This window comes from Pantoea graminicola (genome assembly GCF_048452665.1).
GTDB lineage: Bacteria > Pseudomonadota > Gammaproteobacteria > Enterobacterales > Enterobacteriaceae > Pantoea.
On the sequence record NZ_JBLWSJ010000001.1, the window covers coordinates 40,507 to 52,566 of the forward strand.

Annotated in this window: 15 protein-coding genes; 14 read left to right on the forward strand and 1 reads right to left on the reverse strand. The window is 56.0% G+C overall.

The genetic code is table 11. From position 1 onward, the window contains the following. Positions 1-51 precede the first annotated feature (51 nt). Both frsA and crl read left to right on the forward strand, forming a co-directional pair. Positions 52-1,299, forward strand: coding sequence for an esterase FrsA (frsA, locus tag ACNY69_RS00215; RefSeq protein WP_111142235.1), 1,248 nt, complete (start codon positions 52-54; stop codon positions 1,297-1,299). 130 nt (positions 1,300-1,429) lie between these two features. After that, entirely contained in the window at positions 1,430-1,831 is a 402-nt protein-coding gene (gene crl / locus ACNY69_RS00220; protein WP_111142234.1) for a sigma factor-binding protein Crl, read from the forward strand. Positions 1,832-1,921: 90 nt separating this feature from the next. On the opposite strand, the gene ompC is transcribed toward crl, so the two are convergent. Then, positions 1,922-3,034 carry a porin OmpC gene (gene ompC / locus ACNY69_RS00225; RefSeq protein ID WP_111142277.1) on the reverse strand — a complete coding sequence of 371 codons (1,113 nt, stop codon included), beginning with the start codon at positions 3,032-3,034 and terminating at the stop codon, positions 1,922-1,924. Positions 3,035-3,272: 238 nt separating this feature from the next. On the opposite strand from ompC, the gene proB reads away from it, so the two are divergent. The 12 genes from proB to ymcF all read left to right on the forward strand — a co-directional run bounded on the left by proB (position 3,273) and on the right by ymcF (position 11,936). Continuing rightward, a complete protein-coding gene (gene proB / locus ACNY69_RS00230; RefSeq protein WP_293770951.1) occupies positions 3,273-4,376 on the forward strand; it encodes a glutamate 5-kinase in 1,104 nt (367 codons plus the stop codon). Between the two features lie 10 nt (positions 4,377-4,386). Continuing rightward, on the forward strand, positions 4,387-5,640 hold the full coding sequence (proA, locus tag ACNY69_RS00235; RefSeq protein WP_418797108.1) for a glutamate-5-semialdehyde dehydrogenase: 1,254 nt from the start codon (positions 4,387-4,389) through the stop codon (positions 5,638-5,640). A 360-nt stretch (positions 5,641-6,000) separates the two neighbouring features. Next, positions 6,001-6,732: a S24 family peptidase gene (locus ACNY69_RS00240; RefSeq protein ID WP_111141859.1), complete on the forward strand. Its 732-nt coding sequence runs from the start codon at positions 6,001-6,003 to the stop codon at positions 6,730-6,732. Positions 6,733-7,152: 420 nt separating this feature from the next. Then, positions 7,153-7,431 (forward strand): transcriptional antitermination N peptide, encoded by a 279-nt coding sequence (locus tag ACNY69_RS00245; protein ID WP_111141857.1) that lies wholly within the window; start codon positions 7,153-7,155, stop codon positions 7,429-7,431. 204 nt (positions 7,432-7,635) lie between these two features. Next, a complete protein-coding gene (locus ACNY69_RS00250) occupies positions 7,636-8,103 on the forward strand; it encodes a glycoside hydrolase family protein (RefSeq protein ID WP_111141855.1) in 468 nt (155 codons plus the stop codon). Further along, complete coding sequence (locus ACNY69_RS00255; RefSeq protein WP_111141853.1) at positions 8,100-8,447, forward strand: DUF7940 domain-containing protein; 348 nt, start codon at positions 8,100-8,102, stop codon at positions 8,445-8,447. Before ACNY69_RS00250 ends, ACNY69_RS00255 begins: the two co-directional genes overlap by 4 nt. Further along, a complete protein-coding gene (locus ACNY69_RS00260; RefSeq protein ID WP_111141851.1) occupies positions 8,444-8,737 on the forward strand; it encodes a hypothetical protein in 294 nt (97 codons plus the stop codon). The genes ACNY69_RS00255 and ACNY69_RS00260 overlap by 4 nt, the downstream gene beginning before the upstream one ends. Before the next feature lie 4 nt (positions 8,738-8,741). Further along, a complete protein-coding gene (locus ACNY69_RS00265; RefSeq protein ID WP_158527498.1) occupies positions 8,742-8,894 on the forward strand; it encodes a hypothetical protein in 153 nt (50 codons plus the stop codon). Positions 8,895-8,941: 47 nt separating this feature from the next. Further along, complete coding sequence (locus ACNY69_RS00270; RefSeq protein ID WP_111141849.1) at positions 8,942-10,687, forward strand: glycosyl hydrolase family 28-related protein; 1,746 nt, start codon at positions 8,942-8,944, stop codon at positions 10,685-10,687. Between the two features lie 141 nt (positions 10,688-10,828). Beyond that, positions 10,829-11,251, forward strand: a complete 423-nt coding sequence (locus ACNY69_RS00275) for an Ivy family c-type lysozyme inhibitor (RefSeq protein ID WP_293770943.1) — start codon at positions 10,829-10,831, stop codon at positions 11,249-11,251. 298 nt (positions 11,252-11,549) lie between these two features. Next, positions 11,550-11,762 (forward strand): transcription antiterminator/RNA stability regulator CspE, encoded by a 213-nt coding sequence (cspE, locus tag ACNY69_RS00280; protein WP_009091867.1) that lies wholly within the window; start codon positions 11,550-11,552, stop codon positions 11,760-11,762. Between the two features lie 3 nt (positions 11,763-11,765). Continuing rightward, entirely contained in the window at positions 11,766-11,936 is a 171-nt protein-coding gene (ymcF, locus tag ACNY69_RS00285) for a cold shock small protein YmcF (protein WP_111141845.1), read from the forward strand. The last annotated feature ends 124 nt before the right edge of the window (positions 11,937-12,060 follow it).

Sequence of the window (12,060 nt, forward strand, 5' to 3'; positions counted from 1 at the left end):
TAGCCGTACAGTACACTTAGCCCACGCCGTTCTGATGCAGGAGAAGTGAGTATGTCGAGCAAAAATCTCAGCGAGGAGCTGTTCAAGCCGCGCTTCAAACATCCTGAAACCTCTTCCCTGGTTCGCCGCCAGCATCACGCCACCCCGGATGTCCACTCCGCCCTGGATGGTGACAGCCAGCGTGGCTGGTATCGTATGCTCAACAAACTGATGTGGGCATGGCGTGGTCTGACGCCGCAGGAGATCAGCGAAGTGCTGGCGCGAATCGCCATCAGCCGGGCTGAACACACCGATGAGGCACTGCTCGACACGGTCATCGGGTTTCGCGGCGGCAACTGGCCCTTTGAATGGTGCCGACAGGCGGGATTCTGGCAGCAGAAGGCGCTTGAGACCCGCGACGACAGCGAGGCGGGCAACCACTGGCTGCATGCGGCGCATCTCTACAGCGTCGCCGCCTATCCCTATATCAAAGGGGATGAGCTGGCCGATCAGGCGCAGACCCTGGCGAATCGCGCCTATGAAGAGGCGACGCAGCGGCTGCCCGGCGAACTGAAAATCCTCACCTTCGCCATCCCGAACGGCAGCCCGGTCAGCGGCTTTCTGCACATGCCGCCGGGTGTGGACGCCCCTTATCCCACCGTGCTGTTCTGCGGCGCGCTCGACTCCCTGCAGAGCGATCACTATCGTCTTTTCCACGACTATCTTGCCCCGCGCGGCATCGCGATGCTGACCATCGATATGCCGTCGGTCGGTAACTCGGTGAAATGGACGCTGAATCAGGACACCAGCTTCCTCCATCAGCAGGTTCTGCGCGATCTGGCAAACGTACCGTGGATCGATCATCAGCGGGTGGCGGCGTTTGGCTACCGCTTCGGGGCCAACGTGGCCGTGCGACTGGCCTATCTGGAGTCGCAGCGGCTGCGCGGTGTCGCCTGTCTGGGGCCAATCGTCAACGCTCTGCTGACCCAGAGAGCGTTGCAGGATGCGATCCCGGATATGTATATGGATATGCTGGCCAGCCGGCTGGGCATGGCCACCGCCTCCGACAGCGCGCTGCGCACCGAACTGAATCGCTACTCACTTAAAACCCAGGGGTTACTGGGCCGCCGCACGCCGACGCCGATGCTGTCGGGCTACTGGCAGAACGATCTCTTCAGCCCGGAAGAGGAGAGCAGGCTGATTGCGAACTCCTCGTCAGACGGCAAAGCGCTGCTGATCCCGGTTAAGCCGATGATAGCCAGTTTCGACAGGGCGCTGAATGAAATTTGCGACTGGCTGGAGAAGCGTCTAAAAAGGTAACTGGCAAAATTCACACTGTTTGCTACAACTAGTAGCGAAATTGTTCCGGGCTGTCTGTCTTACGCCAGGGTGTGAGCAGAGTGCCAGGAAAAACAGGGCTGTATAGCGGTCAAACCTACGGAGAATCAGCATGACGTTACCAAGTGGTCACCCCCGCAGTCGCCTGCTTAAGCGCTTTACGGAGCTGGGGCCCTATATTCGCGAGGGAAAATGTGGCGAAACCCGGTTCTTCTTTGACTGCCTGGCTGCCTGCGTCAATGTGAAACCGGCACCGGAGCTGCGTGAATTCTGGGGCTGGTGGATGGAGCTGGAAGCGCAGGCTGACCACTTTACCTATGTCTACCATATCGGTCTGTTCGATAAAGAGGGCGACTGGTCGGTAGCCACAATCAAAGGCAAAGAGAACACGGCGCGCGTGGAAGAGACGTTACGGAATTTCCACACCCGCCTGAAAGCGATGCTGAAGGAGCAGGAACTGGACCTTATTCCGGCCAGCGACTTCGATGAGAAACCGGTGAAGCTGAGCGCCTGATTAGGGTTCAGCATAAAAAGGGCGAGTTAAAAAACTCGCCCTTTTTTTATGGCTGTTCTGGCGCGCCTGCCCGCAGGCAGGCCTCTGCAATCAGAACTGGTAGGTCACACCCATCGCCACCACGTCGTCGTTGTTGAGTGACAGCGCGTTATCATCATCCAGCTGGTTGATTTTGTAATCCACGAAGGCGGACATGTTTTTGTTGAAGTAGTAGGTCGCGCCCACGTCGATATATTTCACCAGATCCGCATCGCCGATACCGTTTTCAATATCTTTGCCTTTGGTCTGCACATAACCGACAGAAGGACGCAGGCCGAAATCAAACTGATACTGCGCCACCAGTTCGATGTTCTGCGCTTTGTTGGCTGCGCCCGCGACGGCAGCGCCGGTGTTGCGGTTGGTGCCGCTGATAGGCGTCATGTTGCGGGTGTCGGTGTAGATCGCGGCCAGGTAAACGCTGTTGGCATCATACTTCACGCCTGCACCCCATGAATCCGCACGGTCACCACGGCCATAGGCGCGCGCCTGCTGCTGGGTGGTGCGATCAGAGGAGGTGATGGCACTCATCAGGCTCACGCCGGAATCGCCCAGCGCATAGCCCAGAGAGGCGCCGTAGCCGTCGCCGTTCTGACGGTTGATGTCAGTACGGCTGTTGGCGCTGCTGGCGTCGTTTTTGCCCTGATACTGCAGCGCAAATTTCAGCCCATCCACCAGGCCAAAGAAGTTGTTGTTACGGTAGGTCGCCACGCCGGTTGCGCGCTGCGTCATGAAGTTATCGGAGCGGGCCGTGCCGTCGCCGCCAAACTCAGGGAAGACGTCGGTCCAGGATTCCACGTCATACAGCACACCATAGTTGCGGCCATAATCCACCGAACCATACTGCGAGAACTTCAGACCGGCAAAGCCAAGGCGGGTTTTGTTGCCGTTGTTCGCATCGCTGCCTTCGGAGTTGTTAACGTTATACTGATATTCCCACTGACCATAACCGGTCATCAGGTCGTTAATCTGCGTCTGACCCTTGAAGCCGATACGGGTATAGGACTTGTCACCGTTTGCGCTGGCATTATCGCTGATGTAGTGCTCTGCCTTGACCTTGCCGTATAAGTCCAGCTTATTGCCGTCTTTGTTATAGATTTCGGCAGCCTGCGCGGCAGAAGCCAGCGTCAGTGAGGAGAGGATCAGGGCCAGTGTGCTTTTCTTCATTTGCTATCAATCCCAATGTGAACGCCGTAAAAAAATGAAAGTTTTTGTAAAGCACCGACTTTTTACCCGTCACTGATGAACTTTTTATGACACTTTTCCTGATTTCTTGTTAATGCTGAACTTTTGGTCTACCGCCTTGTTCGCGTAATTTCGTGCTTTTCCCCCGCTGGCTGTTGGCATCCGTATCGACTCCTGTTAAAACGTCCTTTCGTAAAAATTTTTCACTACGGCAGGAAATATGAGTGGCAGTCAGACCCTCGTGGTCAAGTTGGGTACCAGCGTTCTTACCGGCGGCTCCCGCCGGTTAAATCGGGCGCACATGGTGGAACTGGTTCGTCAGTGTGCGCAGCAGCACGCCGCAGGCCACCGCATTGTGATCGTCACCTCTGGCGCGATGGCCGCCGGACGCGAACATCTGGGCTATCCCGAACTGCCACCGACCATCGCCTCAAAGCAGCTGCTGGCTGCGGTGGGGCAGAGCCGTCTCATTCAGCTGTGGGAACAGCTGTTTTCCATTTACGGCATCCATATTGGTCAGATGCTGCTGACCCGCGCCGACATGGAAGATCGCGAACGTTTCCTGAATGCCCGCGACACGCTGCGTGCGCTGCTGGATAACCACATTGTGCCGGTCATCAATGAGAATGACGCCGTCGCTACGGCGGAGATCAAAGTCGGCGACAACGACAACCTTTCCGCGCTGGCCGCGATGCTGGGCGGAGCCGACAAGCTGCTGCTGCTGACCGATCAGCAGGGGCTGTTTACCGCCGATCCGCGCAATAATCCCGACGCGGAGCTGATCAGCGACGTCCATATTATCGATGATGCGCTGCGCGCTCTGGCGGGTGACAGCGTCTCCGGGCTGGGGACCGGCGGCATGTCCACCAAGCTTCAGGCGGCCGATGTCGCCTGCCGTGCGGGTATCGATGTGATCATCGCCTCCGGCAGCCGCAGCGGCGTGATCAGCGATGTGATCGACGGCAAACCGGTCGGCACACGCTTTCACGCGCAGCAGTCGCCGCTGGAGAATCGCAAACGCTGGATCTTTGGTGCGCCACCGGCCGGTGAACTCACCGTCGATGACGGGGCGCTGGCGGCCATTATCGAACGCGGCAGCTCGCTGCTGCCCAAGGGCATCCGCGCTATCCAGGGAAACTTCTCGCGCGGTGAGGTGATCCGTATCCGTAGCCTGCAGGGGCGCGATATCGCCCATGGCGTGTCGCGCTACAACAGCGACGCTATGCGGATGATCGCCGGTCACCACAGCCAGCAGATCAGTGAAATCCTGGGATATGAATATGGCCCGGTGGCGGTTCACCGCGACGATATGATCGTCAGTTAAGGAGCGGATAATGCTTGAAGAGATGGGAAAAGCGGCACGCGCCGCAGCTTACACCGTGGCCGATCTGTCAGCGGCCGAAAAGAATCAGGTGCTGATGACGATTGCCGACCGCCTGGAGGCGGAGAGCGCCGATATTCTGGCGGCCAATGAGCTGGATTTAGCCGATGCGCGTCAGAACGGCATGAGTGCCGCGCTGCTGGATCGGCTGACGCTCAACCCGCAGCGGCTCAGCAGCATCGCCAGCGATGTCCGTCAGGTCTGCCAGCTGGCCGATCCGGTCGGCCAGTTAATGGATGGTGGCCTGCTCGACAGCGGGCTGCGGATTGAACGCCGTCGTGTGCCGCTGGGCGTGATCGCGGTGATTTACGAGGCGCGCCCCAACGTCACGATCGATGTCGCCAGCCTCTGCCTGAAAACCGGCAATGCCGCCATTCTGCGCGGCGGAAAAGAGACCTGGCGCACCAATGCGGCCACGGTGCGCGTCATCCAGAATGCACTGCAGCAGCACGGTTTGCCGACGGCCATTATCCAGGCGATTGAAAACCCCGACCGCGAGCTGGTGAATCAGCTGCTGAAGCTGGATCGCTACGTCGATATGCTGATCCCGCGCGGCGGAGCCGGTCTGCACAAACTGTGCCGGGAAAATTCGACCATTCCGGTGATCACCGGCGGCATCGGCGTCTGTCACATCTATATCGATGAGACGATGGAGATCGAACCGGCACTTGATCTGATCGTCAACGCCAAAAAACAGCGTCCCAGCGCCTGTAACTCCCTGGAGACGCTGCTGGTGGATCAGGCGATGGCCGATCGTTTCCTGCCCGCCTTCAGCGCGCGTATGGCGCAGGAAGGGATCGCGCTGCACGCCGACAGCAATGTGCTGGCGCAGCTGCAGCAGGGGCCAGCCACGGTCACGCAGGTGACTCCTGAACAGTACAACGATGAGTGGCTGTCGCTGGATCTTAACGTCCGACTGGTGGCGGATATGGATGAGGCGATCGAGCATATTCGCACCCACGGCACGCAGCACTCTGATGCCATTCTGACCCGCAACACCCGCAACGCCGCGCGCTTTGTGCGGCAGGTCGACTCATCGGCAGTCTATGTGAACGCCAGCACCCGCTTTACCGACGGCGGGCAGTTTGGACTGGGCGCAGAAGTGGCGGTCAGCACACAGAAGCTGCATGCCCGCGGGCCGATGGGGCTAGAGGCGCTGACCACCTATAAATGGATAGTCTGGGGCGACGACACGCTCCGATCCTGACCACACTAATTTTTAACAAAACGGGAGTCTTTCACAGACTCCCGTTTTTTTTAGCGCATTTTTTCGGGCCAGTGAAAGATAGAATTTTTTGTGAATCAGATCTCTTTTCGCGCTGGCTTTGTCACCGCTGTCCGCTATGCTGGCTGAATTTTACGCAATTTTTTACGGAACATTCCTGAAAGCCCAGGCTCTATGCGGCCTGAGGCAATATTTTTTGTTCAGCGGCAGGCTGAAGCGGATAATGATAATCAGAAATGCTTGATAAAGCGGTTAGGTAGTAAATGAGCGGTAATATAAAATGAACTGGTAGCAATAATGAAAATAACATCCAGTATCTCTTCTATGGCTGATTATTAACTAATGGTTAAAAAAGAAAGTACAAGACAGGCTTTCACTGCCAGGCTGATAGCGGCCTGTGAGAGTGCCGGCATTGTCGGACATGGACGAAACAAACAGGTTGCCAGGGCCCTGCAGCAGCAAGGCTGTAAGATTTCAACGCCAGGAGTGTGGAAGTGGTTTAATGCGCAGTCCGTCCCCGATGGCGGTAATCTGCTGGCGCTCAGTCAGCTGCTGGGCGTCAGGGTAGAGTGGCTGCAATACGGAATGGAGCAGCCCGCAGAACCGGTCACGCTGAACACCTTCACTGCCCACAAAAGTGTGTATCGGGTCGACAGTCTCGACATCGGGCAGCGCAGCGCGGCGGGCTTGCCCGCGCGCGATGAGTTTGTAGAGACCATCCAGGCCATTGAGTATGGTCTGGATGAGGCGCGGGTGCTGTTTAATGGCCGTCCGGCAGAGAACATCCGGCTTATCGCTATCAACAGCGACTCCATGGCGGACACCTTTGCGCCACGCGATCAGCTGTTTGTGGACATCAGCGTGCGGATGTTCGACGGCGACGGCATCTATATCTTTACGCTTGACGAGCAGCTCTACCTCAAACGCTTACAGCTGCAGCATAAGAAAATTGCTGTAATTTCAGATAATAAACGTTATGAAACCTGGTATCTGAATCATGAGGATGTCACCAGCCTGAAGGTGCTGGCGAAAGTGATCATGAGCCAGGCACGTCACTATCAAATCCTCGGCTAAGCCCGTTTTTGTCGCTTTCCTCGGGGGGCTGCAAAAAAATAATCGGCTTAAATTCATAAATTTAACCAGCGGTAAATAAAAAATTAACCAACAGTGTTTGATAATGCATAAGAACCTGTTAATAATTTGAACATGGACGAACGAAGCAGTTCTTTCAGGGATGAGCCGCTCTTAAACAATTGAGGCGCTGCACAAGCGCGAATCATACCACCCAAAAGTCAGTGAACTTTGGGATGGGGTGGATGCGCAAAATGCAGCGTCGTCAGATGCCGTTATTTCCCTTCGCTTACTTTCCACCTGGCTGCTTACGCAGCCGGGCGGCAGGCGTGCGATCGCAATAAACGACATTCGGGCCCGTTCGGATCACCGAAAGCTCGCGCCTGCCACCCCATCGCCAAAGACTCATTCACAGGAGGAGTTATGGCGATAATTCACTATGGCAAAAGCGTTTTTGTGGGCAACGCACGTACTCGCCGCCATCGGCGGCGCCAACCCCTCAGCAGCCTGAAACAGAGCATCGATCAGGCGCTGAACTTCCCGACTGAAACACTACCCCTGCGACGTGCAGAGCAAATCTGCCAGCGTCAGGTTACTCCGCGTGTTGAACGCGCAATCACCGCTCCCCGTATTACCAGTCAGGAAACACCCAGTTTCGACAACTGCTGCCTGCCGCACGTCCATCTCTACGCCGTGGGCTGACAGGCAGAGAAAAGGGCGGTTTCCGTTCCGATCAAAGCTCCGCGAACTCCAGCTCCGGCTGGACGCAATCTGCTGAAATACTGTTCAGTTTTGCTGGATGGTCAGCAGAGCATTCTGCTGCGCGGCGCAGGGTAATGATCAGCGGGCGTTATGTATTTCTTTTCACAGGGCTGTATGGAATTCACCCGTTATTGAGGAGTTGTTATGAGCCAGATCATCGCAGTACTGAATTTTGAAGAGGGATATGTGGACACGCCTTATCTCGACACGCTGGGCTTCCCCACCGTGGCGGGCGGTATCCGCATCGGACCGAAAGGCGCGTCGCTGAGTAACTACGTCTTTCGCGTGCCACGACGGGTCGGCGACGTCTGGAAGCAGTGCATTCTTGAAAACAAAATTCAGGAGATGCAGGGCAGGGAGCCGCTGCGTAACGCGCTGGCAAAGTGCAACGACGCCCGGACCGACGTCCTGCTCAGCATGGCTTACCAGCTTGGCGTTGAGGGGGTAATGCAGTTCAAAAACATGCTCAGCGCCATCGCCGCAGAGCAGTTTAATGAGGCGGCCGACGCGATGATGAACAGCCTCTGGGCGCGTCAGACGCCGGGCCGCGCCAGGCGTCACGCGGAGATGATGCGCAGCGGAACCTATGCGGTTTACAGGGGGTTGCTATGAGATGGCTTATGTTCCTCGTCGCCGTATTAACGGCAATCATCATTCTGCTGCTGCTGCAGCGCTTCACCACCCTGCAGTTTGTCTCTCATGCCCGCCTCTTGTTTAAAACCTGGTCTGTCTGGCTGGCGTCACTCGGCTCGATGCTCAGCGCCTGGGCACAGTCCTTTCCTGCCGCCGCCGTCGATGCCTGGAGCGTTCTGCCGGAAGATGTGAAAGCGATTCTGCCGCACAACTACCTGGGGCTGGTGGGCGCGTTCATGGTGGCGATGGGGGTGATTGCCCAGTTTGTCCGGCAGAAAAATCTGCTTAACGCGAAGGATCAACCCGGAGGCGCGAAATCATGACGCTGATTACTTCTCTGCTGGGCGGCAGCTGGCACTGGCTTGCGGCGCTGGCTGGCATCGTCGCGGCGCTGGGTGCCAGCTATTTCGGCGGCAAAAAAGTCGGAAAAGTGCAGCAAAAAGCACGATCTGACGTCGATAACGCGCGTCAGGAGGCGTCCCGCGTTACGGCGGTGGCACAACAGCAACAACAGCATCGCGAGGAGGCTAACCGTGTGGCGACCGACAATAACAGCCTTGATGACGCTGCTGCTCGCGACAAGCTGCAGCAGTCGAAATACCACAAACCCTGAGCCAGTGGCGATCACCGACTCTGCCTGTGTGCTTTTTTCCCCTCTTTATACCTACGGCGATGATGCGCAAAAGATGGACATCCGGACGGTGCGCGCCATCAACACCCACAACGACATGTGGGACACCCTTTGCGGCCATCCGGCCGCGGCAAAGTAGTGCGTTGATAACCGGCGCACTATCTCAATGATCCTGAGGAGGATTCTATGATCGAAGTTAACTCTTTTGCTGAACTGCGTACCACAGTCCCACCGAAATCAGGTGAAGTGGCGAGCCTGAAACGCTATTACGACAAAGACTCCAGCTTCCGCGGCGGCGCTGACTTTGTGGGATTCCTCAGCACCACGCCGCTGAAAGATGATGGCGGTACGGTGGCAGTGGGTAACGGTTTCTACTGGAAGCGCACCATCAACGATCCTGCCGAAGTGAATATCCTGCACTTTGGTGCGAAGGGGGATGGCGTTACCGATGATACCGATGCCTTTAAACGGATGCTGGCATGGACCCAGAGTTACAACACCTATGCCAAAGCGATCCCGGTGCGTTTTCCGGGCGGCCGTTTCCTGATCTCACCGATCGATCTCACCAACACAGAGCTGCCGTTTTTTGGTCTGATTGGGGATGACATCGAACAGGGCTCGTCGCCGCGCACCACCATCGTCTCCGACAAGAGCGATAACCCGGTGTTTAAGGTGATGGCGCGTAAAATCGCCATTAAAGGCATCGCCTGGCACGGGCAGGCCAGTGCCGATATCGCCCTGAAATCCACCGTGAGTCCTGAGCAGTGCAGCAACAAACAGCCGTTTTTTGAAAATACAATTACCGGCGGCCAGATCGTCAGCCTCTTCTGCTTTAAAGCGCAGAGTACGGGGGGCACGGTCTTTAAGCTGCAGGATACGCTCGACAGTAAGTTCGACCAGATCTACACCTCCAGCACCTTTTCCCGGGTGTTCGATGTGGGCTGGTCAAACGCACCGAAGGGTAACTGGGATCACTCAACGGCTATCGAGTTGTGTAATGCCAATTTCCAGTCGGGCTACGGCGATGCCACGCTCTATATGCCGCGCGTGACCCAGGGGATCATGCGTAACGTCTGGATCGAGCATACGGCGAACCCGGGCGATCTGTCGGACGGGGGCTGGACCATCGATACGCTCAACATTGAGGATTGTGTAACGCCGCTCAATCTCAACAATGCCCGCGTAGTGATGCGTCACATTAACCTGCAGGCCGGTGCGAAAATCACCAATGATGTGGCCGGCAACAAATGGTTATCCACCTTTGAATATGGCTATCGCCGGGATGAGAACTACGGCAGTTTCCTGACCGGTTCGCTGCGCGCTGGCTATTACAGCGGCTACAAGGTGGTGAACAACACCGATACCGATAACTGGTATCGGCTGGGGCAGCTCTATTTCCCGGCGCCTAATCAGCAATGGGTGATGGAGCTGATCGGGAAAGCGGATGCCACCACGCCGTCCGGCACCGCCGGTTCACCAGTCAATGTGCCCGGCACCGGTAAAACCCTGATCAACCTGCAGCGACTGGAGACGGTCTGGGCCGATGCTTACCACATGGGACAACCTTCCGTGCTGGATATTCGCTATGGCCGGGTCGGCACCACCTATGCCGTCGTGTGGGTCAAGCTGAAAGCCAACAGCGGCGAAACCATGTTCAACCTGAAAACCACCGGTCCGACGCGTTTCGATACCGGTGCCTGCTCGCTGTTCCAGGCTGATATGTCGGTGGTTACGGATATCACCAAACTCAGTAACCTGAAACCCGCAGCACGCTTCGGCATGCATAACGGGCTGGCAGGTGTCGGGGCGAATGAAAAAGGGGTTGTCACGCTGGCCACCGCAGCGGGTACACCGACCAACAAGACCGCACCAACCGGTTTTGTGCTGATCAATATCAACGGCGTTGACCGCAAGGTCCCTTACTACGATTGATGATCGGCATTTTTTGGGCGAGGCTCCGGCCTCGCCCTTTTTTGATCTGGCGGGCTGATCGTGTTTAATCTGTCAGGCAACGATAAAGCCGATATTGTCCTGCTTAATGCAGCTGATACGCGTGATAAATAAGGAGAGGTCATGAAAAAAGGGTTTATGGCGGCCGCACTGGCGATGGTTCCGATGTTTGTGAGTGCGGCAACGCCGCCTTATCTGTTTGATTTTATACAGAACAGGCAGACAGGTCAGGCTTATCAGCGGCTGATCGCCGGGCATAATTTTCCTGCCTGGGTGAAGCAGGGCGGCACCAGTACGCCTGCTGAAACCCTGACGCTGAAGGGCGTGACCTGGCAGGTGCTCTCCGGCTGTAAACCGCACAACTGCCCGGCGCAGTCTGTTGCCATTCTTTACTCACCGGAAAAAGGAGAGATCCATGGCGTTTACTCCGATTACGATCAGACGCACGATCGCCAGACGCTGACCTGGCTTAACCTCGATCCTCTGAACGATGCCGGGCTGCGAAATATCCTGTTCAGAGAGCTGAATGGCGGGCCCGCTGAGTAAGCTTTTTGCCTGCGGAGCCGCGCAGAATAAGGGCTCCGCAACACAATCCGCGCCAGCACTTCTTGCGGGCAGGGCGATTTGAGTTTAATTTCAAATGCAGGTTGCGTCCCCGGAAGAAGTATGGCTTAATGAATCGTCGGTTTGATTAACAGACACTATCAAAGCTAAGTAACCAAAGCAGTTCTCATCTCTAAGTTTGTCGCGAGACATCCCTTCTTTTTGAGTCTTCTCTTACGTTCTGATTAAAATCTGTTCTCAGGCCATTACGCCGGAAGGCTCGATAATTAAGGATTTAAGCATGTCTAACAAAATTCGCGGTACCGTTAAATGGTTTAACGCAGAGAAAGGCTTCGGTTTCATCTCTCCTCAGGACGGCAGCAAAGATGTATTCGTACACTTCTCTGCAATCCAGGGCACCGATTTCCGTTCATTAGACGAAGGTCAGCAAGTTGAATTCACAGTAGAAAATGGCGCTAAAGGCCCGGCTGCTGCGAACGTTGTTGGTCTCTAAGGACTGAAGATTACTTTTAAGTGTCCTCACTGTAATGGCTCACAGTTTCGTACATCACATTTTGATGTGACAAGAGCCAATCCGCATGGAGCGAAATGCATTTTCTGCAAATCTGTTGTTGTTCAGGTGAACGCAACGAGGATTGCAACTCAGAGCGCGCCTCGTGCTCTCTGATAAAGGCTTGTGAGCTTTATAGCGTTGTTGCATTTACAGTAATAAAAGGCTGCCCCGGGCAGCCTTTTTTGTTTCTGCTGTTTCTCTTCTTCAACCTCAACCCTGTCAACCTATCCTGCCTGAA